Below are 23,387 nucleotides of genomic sequence, written 5' to 3'. Positions count from 1 at the left end.
ATCGGAGCCCTAAGTTAAGCACGAGTTAAATTAAAGTTTAAATTCTATACGACGATAGTAGTGATGTACCTCTGCATCTCTCTAACGGACGACCGCTATGCTGAAAAATCTGCACGTAATTACCGGTATTATCTTTGCCCTCACCATATTCTGTCTGCTGCAAGTTGTCACGGGAGGGTTGTTCTACTCTGCCGTCAGCAACGATCGCCATAACTTCCAGAACTCCGGGGTGCTCAATGCCCAGCAGGAGAGCCTGAGCGACAGCGTCAATACGCTGATAAAAACGCGCGTTACCGTCACCCGCGTGGCGATCCGTTACCTGAAAAACCAGCGCGATCCTGCGTCCCTCGCGGCGATCAACAAACTGTTAGGCACCGCCAATGACTCTCTGGCGAAAGCCGAAGCCTATAACAAAGAGTGGCAGAAAATGCCGCAGGTTAATGGCCAAAACGCGGCGTTAACCGAAGAGATGCAGAAATCCTGGAATCAAATGCACGAGGTGATGCGTCTGTCGATTGAGTATCTGCGCGCCGACAACTATCAGGCTTACGGTGATCTGGATGCCCAGCAGGCACAGGACGGGATGGAAGCGGTCTATAACCGCTGGCGTGCCGAAAACAACACCCTGCTTAAAGCGGCGACACAAGAAAACCAGAGCAGCTTTACGCAGATGCAGTGGACGCTGGCAGGGATTTTCCTGGCCGTGATCGCCGTACTGGTCGTGATCTGGCAGGGTTTACAACACCTGCTGCTGAAACCGCTCAAAACCATCATGAACCACATCCGCACCATCGCGGGCGGCGATCTGACGCAAAACGTCGATATCTCTGGCCGCAATGAGATGGGACAGCTGGCGGCAGGCCTGCATGAGATGCAGCAGTCGCTGGTTAACACGGTCAGTGCCGTACGCGGGAGCACGGATTCGATCTATACCGGCGCGGGTGAGATTGCCGCCGGGAGCAACGACCTCTCGGCCCGTACCGAACAGCAAGCTGCCTCGCTGGAAGAGACGGCCGCCAGTATGGAAGAGCTGACAGCAACTGTTAAACAGAACTCCGATAACGCGCGTCAGGCTACACTGCTGGCGAAAAATGCCTCAGAAACAGCCGCACGCGGCGGTCACGTCGTGGATAATGTGGTTCGCACGATGACCGAAATTGCCGACAGTTCGCAGCAAATTGCGCACATCACCGGCGTGATTGACAGCATCGCCTTCCAGACGAACATTCTGGCACTTAACGCGGCGGTGGAAGCCGCTCGCGCCGGGGAACAAGGTCGTGGCTTTGCGGTTGTCGCCGGTGAAGTCCGTACGCTGGCGAGCCGCAGCGCCCAGGCGGCGAAGGAGATCAAAGGACTGATTGAGAATTCCGTCAGCCGGGTCAACACCGGCTCTGAACAGGTGAGCGAGGCTGGTGCAACGATGAAAGAAATCGTCGCCGCAGTCACCCGCGTCACCGATATTATGGGCGAGATTTCGTCAGCCTCTGACGAGCAGAGCCGTGGTATTGAGCAGGTGAGCCTGGCCGTATCGCAGATGGACAGCGTGACGCAGCAAAACGCCGCGCTGGTGCAGGAATCCGCCACGGCCGCAGCGGCCCTGGAAGACCAGTCCGAGCAATTGCGTCAGGCCGTGGCCGCATTTCGCCTGAACGTGCAGGAAAGTGCCGCGCCGCGCGCCAAAAATGTGAAAACGCCGCAGCTGTTGCGCCCGGCAACGGCCAGCGCGTCGGGCGACAATCACTGGGAAACGTTCTAAGCCGTACCGCTAGCGGCTGCGCTTGGCGTGCCGCTCCCAGTTTTCCTGTTTCGCTTCGTCGGATTTTCGCAGCGAAACATAGCAAGCCCCGCTGCCGCCATGGTGCGGCAGCGCGACACAAAATGCCTGCACTTCCTCGAACTCCGTCAACCAACGCGCCAGATAGCTGCGCACCACATTAGGGTGTGACTTCAGCTCACTCCCTTTGCCGTGCACGATAATCAGATTGCGCAGCCCGTCACGACTCGCCTGCCGGATAAAAGAATACAGCATCTGGCGGCAGCGTTCAGCGGGCTGACGTAAGAGGGTTAAGCTGGCCTGACGGGAATATTTGCCGGAACGCAGCTTATCAATAACGCCCTGCTGAACCCCTTCGCGCTGGAACATCAGCGGCTCTTCGAGCGGCAGCAATTCCAGAAAACCCAGGGTCAGAAAGTTGTCGAGCTGTTCGGTATCAATGTCCTGGCGAGCCCGTGAATTACGGCTTTGCTGCCAGTGGATATCCGTGCAGCGTTTCAGGGGCTGAACATCTTCCATGGCGTCAAGAAAAAGGGATTTGTCGTCAGGGTTCATGGAAATCCTCCGGCTACATCTGGGCTTGTACTATACCTGCACCAGACAGGCGCCTCAATCACCCCTGCAGAATGCGGGGTGAGATACATATTATCCTGATGAATATATATAGCCATTATTAAAAACATTTAAATCAGACTTAACTAAAACTTCAGTAAAGTTAAAATAAGTGATTTGTGTTAAATTTTTATAAAATCAATCACTCGCCTGCCTTTCATTTTTCGGAAAAGATGTTATACCTAAATATACCTGTCTCATGGATATAATACTCAGGACTGGCGAAAGGATGTGCTGCTGTGTGTACTATAGGGTCTGTCTGATGTCGGGCAGATCCTGTTTTTTTATAATATGTATTTCACGCAACAACTATTTTTCTCGCTTCCCTTCTGAATTGCGTAATTAATGATTCGGCAAGGGGCGTCTGGCGTGAATCACGGCGCTGAATTAAATAATAGGTTGCTTTAGGAAGCGACTCAACGACCGGCAGCATGACCAGACGGTGCGCCAGAAGCGGGTCACAGCCTAGCTCCTGCGGCAATATGCTTAAAAAATCACTTTGCGCGACAAGGCTAATGCAGGAAGAAAAGGTTTCACAGACGACACCTATTCGCGGTATTTGCGAGCGGTGGCTAAATACCTCTTCCAATTGCTTATAATAGCTTCCCCGCGGCGTCGGCATTGTCCAGTTATAATGCAAAAGTTCATTAATAGAGGTTGCCCCCGTTGCCGGATGCCCTTCCCGACAAAATACTGCAAACGGTTTTTCAAAGAGCTTTTCAAACGTAAATTCATGGTCGTAAGGCCCCTGATAATAGGTATTAATGGTGAAATCCAGCTCACCCTGGCGTAATTCATTGATCATCGACACCAGTTGCCCTTCCATAATTCGCACCTTGACCTGCGGATGTTGCGCATGAAAACGGGTGATGACAGCGGGCATCAGGCTTCGTGAAACGCTGGCCCCCATTCCGATGTTGATCTGCCCGGCCAGTTCGCCCTGCCGCTGACGGATATCATCCTGCGCCGCACGCAGCTCTTCCAGAATCAACCTGGCACGCTGGTAAAAGCCCTCACCGCATTCGGTCAACGCGACGCCCTTACTCCTGCGCACGAAAAGCTGCGCCGCCATGCCCTCCTCCAGCTCTTTGATGGATTTGGTCAGCGCCGGTTGCGAAAGATTCAGCGTCCTGCTGGCACCGCGAATGCTGCCCTGACGCGCGACTTCAACAAACGCCCGGATTTGATGAAATTTAATCTGGAATGTCATAGCCCGACCGATAACCGTTGTTTATCAGAGTAAAGAAACTGTCATCTACTTTAATGGAAAGGGATGTGCGAGGGTAATTCCTGAACGGTTAAAACTGTGAAAAATCGGTTAGTGATAAGTAAAAACTATCACAGCGTGAAGCAGTTCACATATTTTAATGATGACAGGAACAGATATGGACACACTGGCGCAGTACATCCAGACATTATCCCCGCAGCTGAGCGCATGGCGTCGCGATTTTCACCATTTCGCGGAATCTGGCTGGGTAGAGTTTCGTACCGCCGCGAAAGTCGCGGAAATCCTTAACTCGCTGGGTTACGAACTGGCGATGGGTCGTGACGTGGTCGATGCCGAAAGCCGGATGGGGTTGCCCGATGCCGCTACCCTGGCGCATGAGTTTGACCGCGCGCGGGCGCAAGGCGCGACTGAGAAATGGCTGGCGCCGTTTGAAGGCGGGTTTACCGGTATTGTGGCGACCCTCAATACCGGGCGTCCTGGTCCAACCCTGGCGTTTCGCGTCGACATGGATGCCCTTGATTTAAGCGAAGCGCTGGATGAAAGCCATCGCCCGTTCCGCGACGGGGTTGCCTCCTGCAGCGCGGGGATGATGCACGCCTGCGCGCACGACGGCCATACCACTATTGGTCTGGGGCTGGCTCAGGTGCTTAAGCAGAATGAAGCGCAGCTCAGCGGCACCCTCAAGCTGATCTTCCAGCCTGCCGAAGAAGGCACGCGCGGCGCGCGCGCCATGGTTGCCGCCGGGGCGCTGGACGACGTGGACTATTTCACCGCCATCCATATTGGTACCGGCGTCGCTGCGGGAACGGTGATCTGCGGCAGCGATAACTTTATGGCCACCACCAAGTTCGACGTGAACTTTACCGGCGTGGCCGCACACGCGGGCGGTAAACCGGAGGACGGACGTAACGCCCTGCTCGCCGCCGCGCAGGCCTCCCTCGCCCTGCACAGCATCGCCCCGCACAGCGAAGGGGCCTCCCGGGTGAACGTCGGCGTGATGCAGGCGGGCAGCGGACGCAACGTGGTGCCCGCCAATGCCCTGATCAAGGTTGAAACGCGCGGCGAAACCGAAGCCATTAACCAGTATGTCTTTGAACGCGCGCAGGCGGTCATTACCGGCGCAGCGGCGCTCTACGGCGTGCGCGCCGAGATGCGCCTGATGGGTGCCGCGACCTCCAGCGCACCGACACCGGCGTGGGTGGATTATCTGCGCGAACAGGCGAGCCAGGTTTCCGGGGTTGTTCACGCCATCGATAAGGTGAATGCGCCAGCAGGCTCCGAAGACGCCACGCTAATGATGGCCCGCGTGCAGGAGAACGGCGGCATGGCGTCCTATATGGTGTTTGGCACCGATTTGAGCGCCGGACATCACAACGAAAAATTCGACTTCGATGAGCAGGTCATGGCCATCGCCATTGAAACGCTGGCGCGAACTGCGCTCAATTTCCCGTGGACGCGAGGTGTGTAATGCAGGAGAACTACGCTTTTATTGCCGATGCGATCGACACGCGATGTCGGACGTTAACCGATATTGCCGACGCGATCTGGGATCGCCCTGAAACCCGCTTTGAAGAGTTCTGGTCCGCCGAACGGCTCGCCAGCGAGCTGGAGGCCGAGGGCTTCACGCTGACGCGCGAGGCTGGCGGTATTCCCAACGCGTTTATCGCCAGCTTCGGCAGCGGGAAACCGGTTATCGCCCTGCTGGGCGAATACGACGCGCTGGCCGGGTTAAGCCAGCAGGCGCACTGCGCGACGGCGCAATCCACCACGCCGGGGGCCAACGGCCACGGCTGCGGGCATAACCTCCTGGGCACCGCGGCGCTGGCAGGCGCGGTGGCGGTGAAAAGCTGGCTGGAGGAGCACGGCGGCAGCGGAACGGTGCGTTTTTATGGCTGTCCCGGCGAGGAAGGCGGTTCCGGGAAAACCTTTATGGTGCGCGAAGGTCTGTTTGATGATGTTGATGCCGCCGTCACCTGGCATCCGGAAGCCTTCGCCGGGATGTTCAACGTCAGCACGCTGGCGAATATTCAGGCCGCCTGGCGTTTTCACGGCGTGGCGGCGCACGCGGCCAACTCCCCCCATCTGGGACGCAGCGCGCTGGACGCCGTGACGCTGATGACCACCGGCACCAACTTCCTCAACGAACACATCATTGAAAAAGCGCGCGTCCATTATGCCATTACCGATACCGGCGGGATTTCACCCAACGTGGTGCAGGCGCAGGCGGAGGTGCTGTACCTGATCCGCGCCCCGGAGATGGCCGATGCGCAGCAAATCTACGAACGCATCGAGAAAATCGCCCAGGGCGCGGCGATGATGACCGAAACTACCGTCGAGTGTCGCTTTGATAAAGCCTGCTCAAGCTATCTGCCAAACCGCACGCTCGAGGCGGCGATGTATCGCGCCCTGCAGCACTACGGCACGCCGCTCTGGACGGAGGAAGAACGCGCCTTCGCCCGCGAGATCCGCGCCACGCTGACGCCCAACGATCTGCAGAACAGCCTGAAAAATATTGCCGCAACGGGTGGCGACGCGGGGAAAGCCTTTGCCCGTCGTCATCAGGAGACGCTGCTGGTGGATGAAGTCGCCCCCTATGCCATCACCGACAACGTGCTGGCGGGTTCAACCGACGTGGGCGATGTCAGCTGGAAAATGCCAGTCGCCCAGTGCTTCAGCCCCTGCTTTACCGTCGGCACGCCGCTGCACACCTGGCAACTGGTGGCGCAGGGGCGTACCTCCATTGCCCACAAAGGCATGCTGCTGGCCGGAAAAGTGATGGGTGCGACCGCGCTCAATCTGCTGCAGGACGCAGCGCTGCTGAAAAAATGCCGTGAAGAGTTCGAACAACAATTACAAGAAAAACCGTACGTGTGTCCGATCCCTCAGGGCGTGACACCGTCACCTTTAAAATAAAAAAACACAACACAACAACACTCCCGAGGAACGCCCATGAGTATGTCATCCATACCTTCGCCTTCCCCATCCGGTAAGCTCTATGGCTGGGTTGAGAGGATCGGCAATAAAGTGCCGCACCCTTTCCTGCTTTTTATCTATCTGATTGTGATTTTGATGGTCGCCACCGCCGTACTCTCCGCCTTTGACGTGAGCGTGCGCAGTCCGGCTGACGGCAGCCTGGTGGCGGTGAAAAACCTGCTCAGCGTTGACGGGCTGCACTGGTTTTTACCCAACGTGATTAAGAACTTCAGCGGTTTCGCCCCGCTGGGCGCCATTCTGGCCCTGGTGCTGGGCGCCGGGCTGGCGGAACGCGTGGGCTTGCTGCCCGCGTTAATGGTGAAGATGGCTTCCCACGTCAGCGCACGCTACGCGAGCTATATGGTGCTGTTTATCGCCTTCTTCAGCCATATCTCCTCCGACGCCGCGCTGGTGATCATGCCGCCGATGGGGGCGCTGATTTTCCTCGCCGTCGGGCGTCATCCCGTTGCGGGCCTGCTGTCGGCGATTGCGGGCGTGGGCTGCGGATTTACCGCTAACCTGCTGATCGTCACCACCGACGTGCTGCTCTCTAGCATCAGCACGGAGGCGGCGAAAACCATCGATGCGGCAATGCACGTCAGCGTGATCGACAACTGGTACTTTATGGCCAGCTCGGTGATTGTCCTGACGATTGTTGGCGGGCTGATTACCGATAAGATCATCGAGCCGCGGCTGGGTAAATGGGAAGGCCGTAGCGATGAAAAACTGGAAACCCTGAGCAAAGAGCAGCGCTTCGGCCTACGCGTAGCTGGCCTGGTCTCGCTGGCCTTTATCGCGCTGGTGGCGCTGATGGTGGTGCCGGAAAACGGCATATTGCGCGATCCGGTTAAACATACCGTCCTGCCGTCGCCGTTTATTCAGGGCATCGTGCCGCTGATTATCCTCTTCTTCTTTGTCGTCTCGCTCGCCTACGGTATCGCCACCGGCAAAATCCGCCGTCAGGGCGATCTGCCGCAGCTAATGATCGAGCCGATGAAGGAGATGGCGGGTTTTATTGTGATGGTATTCCCGCTGGCGCAGTTCGTGGCGATGTTTAACTGGAGCAACATGGGCAAGTTCATGGCCGTGGGCCTGACCGACGCGCTGGAGGCGGCCGGGTTAAGCGGCGTACCGGCGTTTGTCGGCCTGGCGCTGCTTTCATCGCTGCTGTGCATGTTTATCGCCAGCGGCTCCGCCATCTGGTCGATTCTGGCGCCGATCTTCGTGCCGATGTTTATGATGCTGGGCTTCCACCCGGCTTTTGCGCAGATCCTGTTCCGTATCGCAGACTCCTCGGTCATTCCCCTGGCGCCGGTTTCGCCGTTTGTTCCGCTGTTTTTAGGCTTCCTGCAGCGTTATAAACCAGAGGCCAAACTGGGTACCTACTATTCGCTCGTCTTGCCTTATCCGCTTATCTTTTTAGGGGTATGGCTGGTGATGTTGGTGGCGTGGTATCTTGTCGGCCTGCCGATTGGACCGGGAATATACCCGAGGCTGAACTAAAGGAATGAGGATGCTGAGATTACTCGAAGATAAGATTGCGACGCCGCTTGGGCCGCTGTGGGTTATCGCCGATGAGGCGTTCAATCTGCGCGCCGTCGAATGGGAAGAGCACAGCGACCGCATGGAAGAACTGCTGAACATTCATTATCGCGCTGAGGGTTTTGAGCGTTTCAGCGCCACCAATCCGGGTGGGCTGAGCGATAAGCTTGCGGCGTACTTCGAGGGCGATCTCAGCATCATTGATACTCTGCCAACCGCCACGGCAGGCACGCCTTTTCAGCGCGACGTATGGCAGGCCCTGCGGTCGATTCCGTGCGGGCAGGTCATGCATTATGGTCAGCTCGCAGAGCAGTTAGGCCGTGCGGGCGCGGCGCGCGCAGTGGGGGCCGCAAACGGCTCCAACCCGGTCAGCATCGTGGTGCCCTGCCACCGCGTGATTGGCCGCAACGGCACCATGACGGGCTATGCCGGTGGCGTGCAGCGAAAAGAGTGGCTACTGCGCCATGAAGGGTATCTTTTGCTGTAGAAACCAGGCTTTTAGTGCTTAATTTTCTTCCGGTTAGGGTAAAAATCCATAAGCAATTTGTGGAATTTCAAGAAGATGGCGACACAATGTCGCCACTTGTCCTTATTGAGGGTTTGCCAGGCTTACGTACTTACCAAAAAGATGTTAAAATTGACCAATATCAATTAAGGCTTGAGCAAACCTATGATCCCGGAAAAGCGAATTATACGACGCATTCAGTCTGGCGGTTGTGCTATCCATTGCCAGGATTGCAGCATCAGCCAGCTCTGTATCCCGTTTACCCTGAATGAGCATGAACTCGATCAGCTTGATAATATCATCGAGCGTAAAAAGCCTATTCAGAAAGGGCAGACGCTGTTTAAAGCGGGAGACGAACTGAAATCGCTCTATGCTATCCGTTCTGGCACCATCAAGAGCTACACCATCACCGAACAGGGTGATGAGCAGATCACCGGCTTCCATCTGGCGGGCGACCTGGTGGGCTTTGATGCTATCGGCACGGGTCATCACCCGAGCTTTGCTCAGGCGCTTGAAACCTCAATGGTTTGCGAAATTCCGTTTGAAACCCTGGACGATCTGTCCGGTAAGATGCCTAACCTGCGTCAGCAGATGATGCGTCTGATGAGCGGTGAGATCAAAGGCGATCAGGACATGATCCTGCTGCTTTCCAAAAAGAATGCAGAAGAGCGCCTGGCCGCGTTTATCTACAACCTCTCCCGCCGTTTCGCGGAACGTGGTTTCTCCCCGCGTGAATTCCGTCTGACGATGACGCGTGGCGATATCGGTAACTACCTGGGCCTGACCGTTGAGACCATCAGCCGTCTGCTGGGACGTTTCCAGAAAAGCGGCATGCTGGCGGTTAAAGGTAAGTACATCACCATCGAAAATGGTGAAGCGCTGGCGGTTCTCGCCGGGCACGCCCGCAACGTCGCATAACATCCCCGAATGATTCATGCCAGTTTCGTACATTTTCGTGATGACGGAACTGGCATTTTACATTGTCCTTTTCAACCGCTCCCACTCCCCGGTCTGCGCCTGGCACGTTCCCGTTGAGGTTATGATTTGAGAGAAAGTTTATTTTTCGTTTCAGTCGTTATTGCCTCAATCACCTTCATATTCATCTGGATCATGCTTGTCGGCCCGATGAAGGGAGAGGAAAAGACCTATGTACAGGATTCAACGACCTTTGCGATAGCGGTGATGGTGCTGCTGTTGATTGCATTTATCGCCGTGACGGTGACCGTTCTGCTTCTTTGATAAATTTGCATGATTTATTGATCTGACAAAACCTCCCCCCTGTTTCATTCAAGATATATAGGTTACTCTTTTAATTACAGACTGTGGTGACAGTAGTAAGGAGACCTGTATGGCCAAGTATCAAAACATGCTGGTAGCTATCGATCCGAATCAGGACGATCAGCCAGCATTACGACGTGCTGTGTATTTACATCAACGGATTGGTGGCAAAATCAAAGCGTTTTTGCCGATCTATGACTTCTCGTATGAGATGACCACCCTTCTGTCCCCTGACGAGCGCACCGCGATGCGTCAGGGCGTGATCGGCCAGCGTACCGCGTGGATCCGTGAACAGGCGAAATATTACCTGGAAGCGGGTGTTCCTATTGATATCAAAGTGGTCTGGCATAACCGACCTTTCGAAGCCATTATCCAGGAAGTTGTCGCCGGTGGGCACGACCTGCTGCTGAAAATGGCGCACCAGCATGACAAGCTGGAATCCGTGATCTTCACCCCTACCGACTGGCATCTGCTGCGTAAATGTCCTTGTCCGGTCTGGATGGTAAAAGACCAGCCGTGGCCTGAGGGCGGAAAAGCCGTCGTGGCAGTAAACCTCGCGAGCGAAGAGGATTACCACAATTCGCTAAACGAGAAGCTGGTGAAGGAAACCATCCAGCTTGCCGAACAGGTCAATCACACCGAAGTGCATCTTGTGGGCGCGTATCCGGTCACGCCGATTAACATTGCCATTGAGCTGCCTGAATTTGACCCGAGCGTCTATAACGACGCGATCCGCGGACAGCACCTGCTGGCGATGAAAGCGCTGCGCCAAAAATTCAGCATTGATGAGAAAATGACGCACGTTGAAAAAGGTCTGCCTGAAGAGGTGATCCCGGATTTAGCGGAACATCTTCAGGCGGGGATTGTGGTACTGGGAACCATCGGGCGCACCGGTATTTCAGCCGCGTTCCTCGGCAATACCGCCGAACAGGTGATCGACCATCTGCGCTGCGACCTGCTGGTCATTAAGCCGGATGAGTTCCAGACACCGGTTGAGTTGGATGACCCGGAAGACGATTGACCCCTAACGCCCGGCGGCGCAAGCTTGCCGGGCCTACAAAACCGTAGGCCGGGTAAGCGTGAGCGCCACCCGGCAATAAAAAAACCGCCGGATTCGGCGGTTTTTTCGTTTCAGCGCAACTTACAGCGCTTTCAGAATCGCATCCACGCTGGCTTTAGCGTCGCCAAACAGCATGTGAGTGTTCTCTTTGAAGAACAGCGGGTTCTGAACGCCTGCATAGCCGGTATTCATGGAGCGCTTAAACACAATCACGTTCTGTGCTTTCCACACTTCCAGAACCGGCATACCGGCGATTGGGCTACGCGGATCGTCCTGCGCCGCCGGGTTAACGGTGTCGTTAGCGCCGATGACCAGCACGGTGTCGGTGTCGGCGAAATCATCGTTGATCTCGTCCATTTCCAGCACGATGTCGTAAGGCACTTTCGCCTCCGCCAATAGCACGTTCATGTGGCCTGGCAGACGACCTGCCACCGGGTGGATACCAAAGCGAACCTTGATACCGCGCGCGCGCAGCTTCTCGGTGATTTCCGCAACCGGATACTGCGCCTGCGCCACCGCCATGCCGTAGCCCGGGGTGATGATCACGGAATGCGAGTTTTTCAGCATATCCGCAGTGTCTTCCGCGCTGATTTCACGGTGCTCACCCACTTCCTCATCGGAACCGGTCGAAGAGCCGTCAGAACCAAAGCCACCGGCAATCACGCTGATGAACGAACGGTTCATCGCCTTACACATGATGTAAGACAGGATCGCACCCGAAGAACCCACCAGCGCACCGGTGACGATCAGCAGGTCGTTGCTCAGCATAAAGCCTGCCGCCGCTGCCGCCCAACCGGAGTAGGAGTTCAGCATCGAGACAACCACTGGCATATCCGCACCACCGATGGACGCCACCAGGTGCCAGCCGAACGCCAGCGCAATGATGGTCATCACCAGCAACGCCAGCACCTGCAGGCCTACGCTTTCGGTACGCACGAAGACCACCAGCAGCACAAATGAGACCACCAGCGCCGCCAGGTTCAGCTTGTGACGGTTTGGCAGCATCAGCGGCTTAGAGGAAATTTTCCCGCGCAGCTTGCCGAACGCCACAATCGAACCGGTGAAGGTCACCGCACCGATAAAGATACCGAGGAACACTTCCGTCAGGTGAATGTTCACCAGAATCGGTTCCAGGCCCGGTTCGTGATACAGATAGCTGTTGAAGCCCACCAGCACCGCCGCCAGACCCACGAAGCTGTGCAGAATCGCAACCAGCTCCGGCATCTCGGTCATTTCAACGCGTTTTGCCAGGCGAATACCAATTGCGCCACCGATGATCATCGCCACCAGGATCCACGCAACGTTGCCGGTGTCCGGCCCGAAGATGGTGGCAATCAGCGCAATTGCCATCCCGGCAATACCAAAGTTATTCCCCTGCTGAGACGTTTCGTGTTTGGAAAGTCCCGCCAGACTGAAAATAAACAGGATTGCAGCAACAATGTATGCGGCTGTCACTAATCCTCCAGACATATGCTACCCCTTAGCCTTTACGAAACATTTTCAGCATGCGCTGAGTCACGGTGAAACCACCGAAAATATTGATACTGGCGATCAGCACCGCGACAAAGCTCAGGAAGCTGATCCAGCCGCCGTGACCAATCTGCAGCAACGCTCCGACCACGATAATCCCGGAGATGGCGTTGGTCACCGACATCAGCGGCGTATGCAGCGCATGGGAGACGTTCCACACCACGTAGTAGCCCACGACGCAGGAGAGCGCGAAGACGGTGAAGTGACCAAGGAACTCTTTTGGTGCGACGTCAGCCAGCCAGCCGAAGAGAATAATCACCAGCGCCATGATCGCGTATTTGCGCCACGGGGAAGCCGGTTTAGCGGGTTCTTTTGGCTCTGGCGCGGCTTTTGGTGCCGCCTGAGGCTGCGCGGAAACCTGAATAGGCGGAGCAGGCCAGGTGATTTCACCTTCACGGACAACGGTGACGCCACGGACAACCACGTCGTCAAAATCAACGGTGATGTTGCCATCTTTCTCTTTGCAGAGCAGCTTCAGCAGGTTGACGAGGTTAGTGCCGTACAGCTGTGAAGACTGGGTTGGCAGACGCCCCGGCAGATCGGTATACCCAATGACCTTCACACCGTTAGCGGTCGTGGTCACCTGATTTGGCACGGTATATTCGCAGTTACCACCGTTCTGCGCGGCCAGATCGACAATCACGCTGCCCGGCTGCATGGAATCGACCATCTCGCGGGTGATCAGCTTCGGTGCCGGTTTGCCCGGAATCAGCGCCGTGGTGACGATGATGTCGACCTCTTTCGCCTGCGCGGCGAAGAGTTCCATTTCGGCTTTGATAAAGGCTTCGGACATTACCTTCGCGTAACCATCACCGCTGCCAGCTTCTTCCTTGAAGTCCAGCTCAAGGAACTCGGCGCCCATACTCTGGACCTGCTCCTTCACTTCCGGACGGGTATCAAAAGCACGGACGATAGCGCCCAGGCTATTTGCCGCTCCAATCGCAGCAAGACCGGCCACGCCCGCACCAATCACCATCACTTTCGCTGGCGGTACTTTACCCGCCGCGGTGATCTGACCGGTAAAGAAACGACCAAACTCGTGAGCCGCTTCAACGATAGCGCGGTAGCCCGCGATGTTCGCCATGGAGCTCAGCGCATCCAGAGACTGGGCGCGCGAAATGCGCGGCACCGAGTCCATCGCCATCACGGTGACGCCACGGGCTGCCAGCTTCTCCATCAGCTCTGGATTTTGTGCAGGCCAGACGAAGCTCACCAGCGTCGTGCCCGCGTTCAGCAGCGCAATCTCGTTCTCTTCCGGTGCGTTGACCTTCAGAATGATCGGCGATTGCCAGACCTCTGCCCCTTCGACCACTTCCGCACCGGCCTGGATAAAGGCCTCGTCATCGAAACTGGCCAGTTTGCCCGCGCCGCTTTCAACCGCGACGGTAAAACCCAGTTTGAGCAGTTGCTCCACCGTTTTCGGTGTTGCCGCTACACGGGTTTCATTGGCTAACCGTTCTTTTGGTACCCCAATACGCATAGTTTTCCCTTCCATCGGTTTTTGATGATGGTTTGTCGATAATTGCCCGCGGTCGGTCGCAGATTTCGCCATCCACATAACGACGAAAAATGATCCACCCCGGAAAATAAAACAGTAACAAACTTTCTATAACCTACTGAAAATAACGCCCGTGATCTACCGTCCAAAAACACTATTTCTTACTTTATCTGTGAAAAATAAGCGATCGGCATCGCTGACAGAGATATTTACCTTAAATTCATCGCTGAGACCGATAAAACGCGCAAGCGAAGCGGCAAAAACATGATATAGCGCCATAACAGAACAACTTATTAACATTAAATTAACTTGTAAAAGTCATAAGCTTTATCAGTTTTACTTGTCAAACGTCTGTTTTTTCAACATATCACTAAATGTTATCGAATTGGGTCATGCGCTGAGCACAGGCTGTGAAAAATGGCGCAGACAGCGACGGGATTTAAATGCCATAATCGGGACCGTCTCAAATTAACAACAATACCAGTACATGGTTTGCGCAAGGCGAAGGATTATTTTTATGAAGCTTAAGAACACACTCCTGGCGTCCGCACTTCTTTCCGCGACCGCCCTGTCTGCGAATGCCGCGACAGAGTTAACGCCGGAGCAAGCGGCAGCGTTAAAACCTTTTGACCAGACGGTCATTGTGGGTCGCTACAACTCCATTGGCGACGGCGTTGCCGCCGCGTCAAAAGCCGCTGATAAAAAAGGCGCGGCTTCGTTTTATGTGCTCGATCAGTCCGATCAGGGCAACAGCGGCAACCAGCGCGTCACCATTGCGCTGTACAAAGAAAATGCGCCTAAAGCGGATGAACAGAAAAACCGCGTGATTAACGGCATCGTTGAGCTGCCAAAAGATCAGGCGATTGCGCTTGAGCCGTATGACACCGTTACCGTTCAGGGCTTCTACCGCAGCCAGCCTGAAGTGAACGATGCCATCACCAAAGCCGCGAAGCAGAAAGGAGCTTACTCTTTCTATATCGTGCGTCAGGTGGATGCTAACCAGGGCGGCAACCAGCGTATTACCGCGTTCATCTATAAAGAAGATGCGAAAAAACGCGTTCTGCAAAGCCCGGACGCTATCCCTGCTGATTCCGATGCGGGACGTGCGGCGTTAGCAAAAGGCGGTGAAGAAGCGAAGAAAGTTGAGATTCCGGGCGTCGCGACCTCAGCAGCGCCAAGCGCTGAAGTGGGCCGTTTCTTTGAAACGCAAACCACCAAAGGTGGACGCTATTCCGTCACTCTGCCGGATGGAACCAAAATTGAAGAGCTGAACAACGCCACTGCCGCGCAGATGGTACCGTTCGACAGCATCAAGTTTACCGGCAACTACGGCAACGGAACGGAAGTCTCTTATCAGGTCGCGAAGCGCGCGGCGAAGAAAGGCGCGAAGTACTACCACATCACCCGCCAGTGGCAGGAACGTGGTAACAACATGACCATCAGCGCCGATCTGTATAAGTAACAAAACGGTTGATCTGAGGCGGCGTAATGCCGCCTTTTTTGTTACTTTTTTTCTAATTTCGGCCACACATCATTGCATGCTTTCCTGACACTCCGTAAAATCCCGCGCCTTAGTGTGATCCACCATTTTTATGCGCCCGTGCGAAATAATTATTCTGGATTTGGACCTTTCATAACAGGAAGCCAATGGAAAAGAAACTTGGCCTGAGTGCATTAACTGCACTCGTTTTAAGCTCAATGCTGGGTGCGGGTGTATTCAGTTTGCCGCAGAACATGGCGGCAGTCGCAAGCCCTGCCGCGTTAATTATTGGCTGGGCGATCACCGGCGTCGGGATCCTGCTGCTGGCATTTGCCATGCTGCTGCTCACCCGCATTCGCCCCGATCTGGATGGCGGCATTTTCACCTATGCCCGCGAAGGCTTCGGGGAGCTGATTGGCTTCTGTTCCGCATGGGGCTACTGGCTTTGTGCGGTGATCGCGAACGTCTCCTACCTGGTGATTGTCTTCTCGGCGCTCAGTTTCTTTACCGATACCCCTGAGCTCCGCCTGTTTGGTGACGGCAATACCTGGCAATCCATTGTCGGGGCATCTGTACTGCTGTGGGTGGTGCACTGGCTGGTATTACGCGGTGTCCAGACGGCGGCCAGCATCAACCTGGTCGCGACGCTGGCTAAACTGGTCCCGCTTGGCCTGTTTGTCGTGCTGGCATTTATTGCGTTTCGTCTTGACGTCTTTAAGCTCGACTTCACCGGTATCGCGCTGGGCGTGCCCGTCTGGGAGCAGGTCAAAAATACCATGCTGATCACCCTGTGGGTGTTCATCGGCGTTGAGGGTGCCGTCGTGGTTTCGGCCCGGGCGCGTAATAAGCGCGATGTCGGCCGCGCCGCGCTGTTGGCCGTGCTGGCGGCGCTGGGGGTCTATCTGCTGGTGACGCTGCTGTCGCTGGGCGTGGTGGCGCGCCCTGAACTGGCAGAAATGCGTAATCCGTCGATGGCTGGGCTGATGGTGAAAATGCTCGGCCCGTGGGGAGATGTGGTGATTGCTGCGGGGCTTATCGTTTCCGTGTGTGGCGCTTACCTGAGCTGGACCATCATGGCGGCAGAAGTACCGTTCCTGGCCGCCACGCACAAGGCGTTTCCTCGCCTGTTTGCCCGCCAGAATAAAAACAATGCGCCGTCGGCCTCACTCTGGCTCACCAACATCAGCGTACAGGTCTGTCTGGTGCTGATCTGGCTCACAGGTTCGGACTATAACACCCTGCTGACCATCGCCTCTGAAATGATTCTGGTACCCTATTTCTTAGTGGGTGCGTATTTGTTAAAAATCGCGACGCGCCCGGCGCATTACATTGTCGGTGTCGGCGCCTGTATTTACGGTCTGTGGTTGTTGTATGCTTCCGGGCCTATGCATCTGCTGCTGTCGGTGGTGTTGTATGCGCCGGGTCTGCTGGTGTTTATCTATGCACGTCGCACGCATCAGCTGGAGAACGCCCTCAAGCGCCGTGAAATGGCCGCGATCGGGTTGTTACTGATTGCTGCCGTACCGGCCACGTGGATGTTAATGGGATAGCATCGCCTTTCCCATTGTTGAACTGAAAAGGAGAATACGATGGGAAATGCACAGCAACGCCCAATATTGATCACCGGTGGAGGCCGCCGTATCGGCCTCGCCCTTGCCCATCACTTTCTCAACCTTCGCCATCCGGTTATCGTCAGCTACCGCAGTGAATACCCTTCGATTGAGGGATTGCGTAAAGCCGGCGCGATCTGTATTCAGGCCGATTTTTCAACCGATGAGGGTATTCTTGCTTTCGCGGAGAAGGTGAAATCTACCACCAGCGGGCTGCGCGCCATTATTCATAACGCCAGCGCATGGCAGGCCGAAACGCCTGCGACACCGCTGAGCGAAACGCTCTCCTGCATGCTGCAAATCCACGTCAATGCGCCCTATTTGCTGAACCATGCATTGCAAGACCTACTGCGCGGGCACGGGCATGCCGCGGGTGACATTATTCATTTCACCGATTATGTGGTGGAGCGCGGCAGCGACAAGCACATCGCCTATGCGGCCAGCAAGGCCGCGCTGGATAACATGACGCGCTCGTTTGCCCGCAAGCTGGCCCCCGAGGTCAAAGTGAACGCCATCGCCCCGGCGATGATATTGTTTAACGAACACGATGATGCCGAGTATCGCCAGCAGGCGCTGAATAAATCACTGATGAAAATCGCCCCGGGCGAGAAAGAGGTGATCGACCTTATCGATTACCTGCTCACCAGCTGCTACGTTACGGGCAGAACCTTCTCCGTGGACGGAGGACGCCCGCTTCGCTAGTGAAAGCGGCTCCAGAAGAAGATCAAGACCCAGGCGCTGAGGCTCCAGCAGACCACTGCCCCGCCCAGCGCCAGCGGAATCCGCATAAAACCGGTGAAGTACCACAGCGACAGCAGGTAGAGAAAATACGGGATGATGGACCACATTCCGAACACAATGGTGGCCCGCAGCGCTTCAATGCCACGCTCGGACGCAACGATGTAGTGCGCAATGAGCGCAAAGGTCGGAAAAAGCGGAATCAACCCGGCAATGTAGTAATTCTTCGTTTTCGCCAGCACCCCAATCAACAGCACCACCAGCGCACCCAGCGCGGCTTTAATCAGCAGCCCCATCATTTTTTCCATAACAATCAAGAAACAATATGAGGCAGAATAACGGAACTGGCCTTAATTTTGAAAGATTAATGGAAGGTTAAGGTTGTGCGGTGTATGTTGGCTTTTTTCGCGATAACAGACGCAGTATGAATAAGATTGTTTATGTAGAAGATGAACCCGAAGTGGGACAATTGATCGCCGCTTATCTGGGTAAACACGATATGGACGTCATCGTTGAGCCTCGCGGCGATCGCGCTGAAGAGGTTGTGCTACGCGAAAACCCGGATCTGGTGCTGCTGGACATCATGCTGCCCGGTAAAGATGGCATGACGCTCTGCCGTGACCTGCGCGCCCGGTGGGAGGGCCCTATCGTGCTGTTGACCTCTCTGGACAGCGACATGAACCATATTCTGTCGCTGGAGATGGGCGCTAACGACTACATTCTCAAAACCACGCCGCCAGCTGTTCTGCTGGCCCGGCTGAGACTTCATTTGCGCCAGCGCGCCAGCAGCGAACGCGAAACGCCCGCGCCGTCTCTGACGCCGCACAAAGCGATGCGCTTCGGTACGCTGTCTATTGATCCCATTAACCGCCAGGTGCTGCTCTCAGGGGAGCTTATCGCTCTCTCCACCGCAGACTTTGACCTGCTGTGGGAGCTGGCAACGCATGCTGGACAGATCATGGACCGCGATGCCCTGCTGAAAAACCTGCGCGGCGTCAGCTATGACGGAATGGACCGCAGCGTGGACGTCGCGATTTCGCGTCTGCGTAAAAAACTGCAGGATAATGCCACCGAGCCATACCGCATTAAAACCGTGCGTAATAAAGGTTATCTGTTCGCCCCGCACGCCTGGGAAACGTGATTCCGTTATCCGGTTAGCATAACATGCGCGAAATGAAGGCATTACACAGCGATGCCCTCGCCTTCGCGCTTTTATTTATCCGTTTGCGCAACAATTAACTTGCTAAGCGCGCGAACTATCCCATAATTAAATTTCCACCCATCCTTTCTACAGCCAGTACCGCCCCGTCTATATACAGACTCTTTTTCACCGTGAAGCTCTCACGCTACCTCTCCCATAAAATCTTGAAATGAGGATTTAAGCCCATGAAATATGTATAGCTACAATCAGGTAGAAGCCATCAAAACCAATCTTGAATGGATTGTTAATCAGGCTGCGCTTAGCCATTCCTCCCCCTCACGCGCCGATCAAAAAGCGCTCTTTGACCTCCTTGAGCTCATCCAGTCTTACGAAATACTTCTGGATTTAATTAACGAATTTGGGACTGCCGTGATTGATATGCATATTGCGGAAGGCCTGGCCGTAACGGAAACACTCATCGCCAAGGTAAAAAAAAGTGCGCGTGCGATGTAATGCGCTCTGCCCGACAGAGATGACGCTTTCCACACGCTAAAGAGACATGAAAACACCGTGGGTTTTTTCATGTATATTCTGCATGTATTGTTTTTTCGGTGAGATTCAATGAAAAAGCTGTTTGTGCAGTTTTATCTTTTGCTGTTTGTCTGCTTCCTGGTGATGACCATGCTGGTCGGGCTGGTCTATAAATTCACCGCCGAACGTGCGGGCAGGCAGTCGCTGGACGATCTGATGAAAAGCTCGCTCTATCTGATGCGTAGCGAGCTGCGCGAAATTCCCCCGCACGACTGGGCGAAAACCCTTAAAGAGCTGGATTTAAATCTGTCATTCGATCTGCGCATCGAGCCATTGAAAGATTTCGAGTTAGATGCCCCCACCCTGCAACGTTTGCGTGACGGGGACATTGTGGCGCTGGATGAAAAGTACACCTTTATCCAGCGTATTCCTCGCAGCCATTACGTACTGGCCGTCGGGCCGGTGCCTTATCTGTATTATCTGCATCAGATGCGCCTGTTGGACCTCGCCCTGCTGGCGTTTATTGCCATTTCACTGGCTTTTCCGGTGTTTATCTGGATGCGCCCACACTGGCAGGACATGCTGAAACTGGAATCTGCCGCGCAGCGTTTTGGTGAGGGTCATCTTACCGAGCGGATTCATTTCGACAGCGGTTCCAGTTTCGATCGCCTCGGCATTGCGTTTAACCAGATGGCCGATAACATTAACGCCTTGATTGCCAGCAAGAAACAGCTGATCGACGGAATTGCTCACGAGTTGCGTACCCCGCTGGTTCGCCTGCGCTATCGGCTGGAGATGAGTGAGAACCTGACCGAGGCGGAGAACCAGGCGCTGAATCGCGACATTGGCCAGCTTGAAGCGCTGATTGAGGAGCTGCTGACCTACGCGCGCCTCGACCGTCCGCAAAACGAGCTTAACCTCAGCACGCTGGATCTGCCCGTCTGGTTACAGGCGCATATTGATGATGTGCAGAGCGTTAATCCCCAACGCACGCTTTTAACGGCGGGGACGCCGGGGGATTACGGCGCGCTGGATATGCGCCTGATGGAGCGCGTGCTGGATAACCTGATGAATAACGCCATGCGCTACAGCGAGAGTACACTGCGGATTGGCCTGGATTTGCAGGGCAATCAGGCGAGCCTGACCGTAGAGGATGACGGGCCGGGAATTTCCCCGGAAGCACGAGAAACCGTTTTTGAACCCTTTGTCCGCCTCGACCCCAGCCGCGATCGCGCCACCGGAGGCTGTGGCCTTGGGCTGGCGATCGTCTACTCTATCGCCCAGGCGATGGGCGGCACGGTACATTGTGAGGAGAGCAAACTTGGCGGCGCGCGCTTCTGCTTTAGCTGGCCGGTATACCATAACATCGCCCTTCCCATTCCTGCCTGACCTAAACCGCACGCTGGCCTGACCCGGCGTGCTGTGCTATATGATAAGTATGTTGTAACTAATGAGTGTGTTTATGGCGACCTACGATCTCATCGAAAGGCTGAAAAGTACCTTTCGCGAAATAGAACACGAGCTACTTACCCTGACAGAACGCTTGCAAACCTGCCGCCTGCTGGCCGCGCGCGTCTTTACTCTGCCTGATGTAGCCAAAGGGGCGGAACACGACCCGCTGAATACCATCGAAGTTGAACAGCACATCGGCAGCGCCGCATTTGAGCTGGCGATGAAGCACTATCGCCATCTTTTTATCCAGCAGCAGTCAGAACATCGCAGCAGCAAGGCGGCCGTGCGTCTGCCTGGCGTGATCTGCCTGCAAACCGATGCGACAATGCGTGAAACGCTGGAAGGCCAGACTACCCATATCAACACCCTGAAAGCGGCATTTGAAAAGATCGTCACCGAAGAGTCGGGCCTCGCCCCTGCCGCCCGGTTTGAGTGGGTGCACCGTCAGCTTCCGGGGCTGATTACCCTGAATGCCTATCGCACGCTGACGGTACTGCGTCACCCCGCCACGCTGCGCTTCGGCTGGGCGAATAAGCACATCATTAAAAACTTCACCCGGGATGAGATTCTGGCGCAGCTTGAGAAAAGCCTGAAAGCACCGCGTACGGTTGCCCCATGGTCTCGCGAGCAGTGGATTGAGCGTCTGGAGCAGGAGTATCACAGCATCGCCTCGCTACCGGCGGACACGCGCCTCAAGATAAAACGCCCGGTGAAGGTGCAGCCTATTGCCCGCGTCTGGTATTCCGGGCAGCAAAAGCAGGTGCAGTATGCCTGCCCAACGCCGCTGATTGCGCTCTTTGATGCCGATCAGGGGGCCATGGTGCCGGATATTGGTGAGCTTTTGAATTACGATGCGGACAATGTCCAGCACCGTTACAGACCTCAGGCGCAGCCGCTACAGCTGATTATTCCACGGCTGCACCTGTATGTGGCGGGATGATTATTTCAGACTGCCGACCATCGCCTCCGGGCGAACCCAGGCGTCAAACTCAGCCTCCGTCAGATAGCCCAGCGCCAGGGCGGAGGCTTTCAGCGTCAGCCCCTCTTTATGCGCTTTTTTAGCGATCTCGGCGGCTTTGTCGTAGCCAATATGGGTATTTAGCGCCGTCACCAGCATCAGGGATTCATTGAGCAGCTGGCTGATACGCTCGCGATTCGGCTCAATCCCTACCGCACAATGCTCGTTAAAGCTCTCCATCCCGTCCGCCAGCAGACGAATCGATTGCAGAACGTTGTGGATCACCATCGGGCGATAGACGTTCAGCTCGAAGTTGCCGGACGCGCCGCCCAGGTTGACGGCCACGTCGTTGCCCAACACCTGACAACAGAGCATGGTCATGGCTTCGCACTGGGTCGGGTTGACTTTACCCGGCATGATGGAGCTGCCCGGCTCGTTTTCCGGGATGCTGATTTCACCGATGCCGCAGCGTGGACCCGAGGCCAGCCAGCGCACGTCGTTGGCGATTTTCATTAATGATGCCGCCAGCCCTTTCAGCGCGCCGTGGGTATGGACCAGTGCGTCACAGGTCGCCAGCGCTTCGAACTTATTGGGCGCCGTGACGAACGGCTGTCCGGTGATGCTTGCCAGCTCTTCAGCCACGCGCACCGCATATTCCGGATGAGTATTTAACCCGGTACCCACCGCCGTACCGCCGAGCGCCAGCTCCGCCAGATGCGGCAGGCTATGGTCGATGTGCTTCAGGTTATGTTCCAGCATCGCCACCCAGCCGGAAATCTCCTGCCCGAGCGTCAGGGGCGTGGCGTCCTGCAGGTGCGTACGGCCGATTTTAACGATGTCGCGGAAGGCCTGCGCTTTCTCGTTGAGCGTGGTTTTGAGCACGTTGAGCTGCGGGATAAGCTGCTCGCGGATAGCAATCACCGCCGCCACGTGCATTGCCGTCGGAAAGACGTCGTTAGAACTCTGGCTTTTGTTGACGTCATCGTTCGGGTGAACCTTACGCTCCATGCCGCGCACGCCGCCCAGCAGTTCACTCGCCCGGTTCGCCAGCACTTCGTTCATGTTCATATTGCTCTGGGTGCCGGAACCGGTCTGCCAGATGGCGAGGGGGAATTCGTCGGGATGCTTGCCCGCAAGCACTTCATCGGCAGCGTCGATGATGGCCGTCGCTTTATCGGCAGCCAGCAGGCCTAAATCCTGATTCACTTTGGCGGCGGCGCGTTTGGTCAGCGCCAGTGCCTGAATCAACGAGACGGGCATTTTTTCAGTCGAGATTCGGAAATGCTCCAGCGAACGCTGGGTTTGCGCGCCCCATAGCTTGTCGGCGGGGACGTCGATGGCGCCCATCGAGTCTTTCTCATGGCGTACCGTGGTCATTACTTTCTCCTTGATAACAAAAGAGGGATTGCTCACATGCTTAAGGGATAAGTATTGATGACTTCTGAGAAACGTTATGGCGCTTTGTGCGCTCTTTTTG

General features: G+C 55.6%; 21 protein-coding genes. 15 read left to right on the top strand and 6 right to left on the bottom strand.

Annotated features, from left to right (window positions below):
• Positions 1-97 precede the first annotated feature (97 nt).
• Positions 98-1,756, top strand: a complete 1,659-nt coding sequence (gene tcp, locus ENTMO_RS0110930) for a methyl-accepting chemotaxis citrate transducer (protein ID WP_010430464.1) — start codon at positions 98-100, stop codon at positions 1,754-1,756.
• A 9-nt stretch (positions 1,757-1,765) separates the two neighbouring features.
• Here tcp and smrA read toward each other — a convergent pair whose 3' ends face one another.
• Together smrA and ENTMO_RS0110920 are read right to left on the bottom strand one after the other, a co-directional pair.
• The gene (gene smrA, locus ENTMO_RS0110925) at positions 1,766-2,329 is read right to left on the bottom strand and encodes a DNA endonuclease SmrA (RefSeq protein ID WP_010430461.1); all 564 of its coding nucleotides are present in this window, start codon (positions 2,327-2,329) and stop codon (positions 1,766-1,768) included.
• A gap of 355 nt (positions 2,330-2,684) precedes the next feature.
• Positions 2,685-3,596, bottom strand: a complete 912-nt coding sequence (locus ENTMO_RS0110920; RefSeq protein ID WP_010430458.1) for a LysR family transcriptional regulator — start codon at positions 3,594-3,596, stop codon at positions 2,685-2,687.
• 175 nt (positions 3,597-3,771) lie between these two features.
• Between ENTMO_RS0110920 and ENTMO_RS0110915 the strand changes: the two genes are divergently transcribed.
• The 7 genes from ENTMO_RS0110915 to uspE all read left to right on the top strand — a co-directional run bounded on the left by ENTMO_RS0110915 (position 3,772) and on the right by uspE (position 10,933).
• Positions 3,772-5,082 carry a M20 family metallo-hydrolase gene (locus ENTMO_RS0110915; protein ID WP_010430455.1) on the top strand — a complete coding sequence of 437 codons (1,311 nt, stop codon included), beginning with the start codon at positions 3,772-3,774 and terminating at the stop codon, positions 5,080-5,082.
• The gene (locus ENTMO_RS0110910) at positions 5,082-6,527 is read left to right on the top strand and encodes a M20 family metallopeptidase (protein ID WP_010430453.1); all 1,446 of its coding nucleotides are present in this window, start codon (positions 5,082-5,084) and stop codon (positions 6,525-6,527) included. Before ENTMO_RS0110915 ends, ENTMO_RS0110910 begins: the two co-directional genes overlap by 1 nt.
• Before the next feature lie 36 nt (positions 6,528-6,563).
• Positions 6,564-8,090, top strand: a complete 1,527-nt coding sequence (gene abgT, locus ENTMO_RS0110905) for a p-aminobenzoyl-glutamate transporter (RefSeq protein WP_010430451.1) — start codon at positions 6,564-6,566, stop codon at positions 8,088-8,090.
• Between the two features lie 10 nt (positions 8,091-8,100).
• Complete coding sequence (gene ogt, locus ENTMO_RS0110900) at positions 8,101-8,616, top strand: methylated-DNA--[protein]-cysteine S-methyltransferase (protein ID WP_010430448.1); 516 nt, start codon at positions 8,101-8,103, stop codon at positions 8,614-8,616.
• Positions 8,617-8,799: 183 nt separating this feature from the next.
• On the top strand, positions 8,800-9,552 hold the full coding sequence (gene fnr, locus ENTMO_RS0110895) for a fumarate/nitrate reduction transcriptional regulator Fnr (protein ID WP_006174991.1): 753 nt from the start codon (positions 8,800-8,802) through the stop codon (positions 9,550-9,552).
• Positions 9,553-9,678: 126 nt separating this feature from the next.
• On the top strand, positions 9,679-9,873 hold the full coding sequence (locus ENTMO_RS0110890) for a hypothetical protein (protein ID WP_029485053.1): 195 nt from the start codon (positions 9,679-9,681) through the stop codon (positions 9,871-9,873).
• Between the two features lie 109 nt (positions 9,874-9,982).
• Entirely contained in the window at positions 9,983-10,933 is a 951-nt protein-coding gene (gene uspE, locus ENTMO_RS0110885; RefSeq protein ID WP_010430440.1) for a universal stress protein UspE, read from the top strand.
• A 120-nt stretch (positions 10,934-11,053) separates the two neighbouring features.
• Here the strand turns inward: uspE and pntB are convergent, their stop codons facing one another.
• Both pntB and pntA read right to left on the bottom strand, forming a co-directional pair.
• The gene (pntB, locus tag ENTMO_RS0110880; RefSeq protein WP_010430438.1) at positions 11,054-12,442 is read right to left on the bottom strand and encodes a Re/Si-specific NAD(P)(+) transhydrogenase subunit beta; all 1,389 of its coding nucleotides are present in this window, start codon (positions 12,440-12,442) and stop codon (positions 11,054-11,056) included.
• A 10-nt stretch (positions 12,443-12,452) separates the two neighbouring features.
• Positions 12,453-13,982, bottom strand: a complete 1,530-nt coding sequence (pntA, locus tag ENTMO_RS0110875) for a Re/Si-specific NAD(P)(+) transhydrogenase subunit alpha (RefSeq protein ID WP_010430436.1) — start codon at positions 13,980-13,982, stop codon at positions 12,453-12,455.
• Positions 13,983-14,517: 535 nt separating this feature from the next.
• On the opposite strand from pntA, the gene ydgH reads away from it, so the two are divergent.
• The 3 genes from ydgH (at position 14,518) to folM (ending at position 17,792) form a co-directional block, all read left to right on the top strand.
• Positions 14,518-15,462: a DUF1471 family protein YdgH gene (ydgH, locus tag ENTMO_RS0110870; RefSeq protein WP_010430434.1), complete on the top strand. Its 945-nt coding sequence runs from the start codon at positions 14,518-14,520 to the stop codon at positions 15,460-15,462.
• Positions 15,463-15,647: 185 nt separating this feature from the next.
• Complete coding sequence (locus tag ENTMO_RS0110865; RefSeq protein ID WP_010430432.1) at positions 15,648-17,030, top strand: amino acid permease; 1,383 nt, start codon at positions 15,648-15,650, stop codon at positions 17,028-17,030.
• A 39-nt stretch (positions 17,031-17,069) separates the two neighbouring features.
• The gene (folM, locus tag ENTMO_RS0110860) at positions 17,070-17,792 is read left to right on the top strand and encodes a dihydromonapterin reductase (RefSeq protein ID WP_010430429.1); all 723 of its coding nucleotides are present in this window, start codon (positions 17,070-17,072) and stop codon (positions 17,790-17,792) included.
• Here folM and ENTMO_RS0110855 read toward each other — a convergent pair.
• Entirely contained in the window at positions 17,789-18,124 is a 336-nt protein-coding gene (locus ENTMO_RS0110855; protein ID WP_010430427.1) for a GlpM family protein, read from the bottom strand. The genes folM and ENTMO_RS0110855 overlap by 4 nt on opposite strands.
• Before the next feature lie 128 nt (positions 18,125-18,252).
• On the opposite strand from ENTMO_RS0110855, the gene rstA reads away from it, so the two are divergent.
• The 4 genes from rstA to tus all read left to right on the top strand — a co-directional run bounded on the left by rstA (position 18,253) and on the right by tus (position 21,892).
• Positions 18,253-18,969: a two-component system response regulator RstA gene (rstA, locus tag ENTMO_RS0110850; RefSeq protein WP_010430424.1), complete on the top strand. Its 717-nt coding sequence runs from the start codon at positions 18,253-18,255 to the stop codon at positions 18,967-18,969.
• A 252-nt stretch (positions 18,970-19,221) separates the two neighbouring features.
• On the top strand, positions 19,222-19,482 hold the full coding sequence (locus ENTMO_RS0110845) for a hypothetical protein (protein WP_010430421.1): 261 nt from the start codon (positions 19,222-19,224) through the stop codon (positions 19,480-19,482).
• 108 nt (positions 19,483-19,590) lie between these two features.
• On the top strand, positions 19,591-20,889 hold the full coding sequence (rstB, locus tag ENTMO_RS0110840; RefSeq protein WP_010430418.1) for a two-component system sensor histidine kinase RstB: 1,299 nt from the start codon (positions 19,591-19,593) through the stop codon (positions 20,887-20,889).
• A 73-nt stretch (positions 20,890-20,962) separates the two neighbouring features.
• On the top strand, positions 20,963-21,892 hold the full coding sequence (gene tus / locus ENTMO_RS0110835) for a DNA replication terminus site-binding protein (RefSeq protein WP_010430416.1): 930 nt from the start codon (positions 20,963-20,965) through the stop codon (positions 21,890-21,892).
• Here tus and fumC read toward each other — a convergent pair whose 3' ends face one another.
• Entirely contained in the window at positions 21,893-23,287 is a 1,395-nt protein-coding gene (gene fumC, locus ENTMO_RS0110830) for a class II fumarate hydratase (RefSeq protein WP_010430413.1), read from the bottom strand.
• Between the last annotated feature and the right edge of the window lie 100 nt (positions 23,288-23,387).

Source organism: Enterobacter mori LMG 25706 (assembly GCF_000211415.1).
In the GTDB taxonomy this organism is placed as follows: Bacteria; Pseudomonadota; Gammaproteobacteria; order Enterobacterales; family Enterobacteriaceae; genus Enterobacter; species Enterobacter mori.
Note: the sequence above shows the minus strand (reverse complement) of the source record. Positions and strands in the feature narration are given on the sequence as shown.